At 71.0% G+C, this 207-nt stretch carries 1 protein-coding gene; it reads right to left on the bottom strand.

The features are described 5' to 3' along the window. On the bottom strand, window positions 1-207 hold a 207-nt coding region (locus HFD95_RS21950), incomplete at both ends, for an Ig-like domain-containing protein (RefSeq protein WP_167430722.1).

Below are 207 nucleotides of genomic sequence, written 5' to 3'. Positions count from 1 at the left end.
AAACGCGCCGGTCTCCGCCGAGGAAACCCCCGCCGCGTTCACCGCCGTCGCCGTCAGGTCATAGCGGCCGTCCTCGCTCAGCGCCGCCGTAGTAATGCTCCAGCGGCCGTTATCATCCGCCACGCCCGAGCCCGCGTTTACCCGGTTGCCGTCCGCATCCGTGGCCCACACGATGACCGTCAGCCCCGCGCCCGCGGTGCCGTTCAG

This window comes from Pantoea sp. EKM10T, assembly GCF_011800685.1.
In the GTDB taxonomy this organism is placed as follows: Bacteria; Pseudomonadota; Gammaproteobacteria; order Enterobacterales; family Enterobacteriaceae; genus Pantoea; species Pantoea agglomerans.
This window is presented reverse-complemented; position numbering and strand designations above follow the sequence as displayed.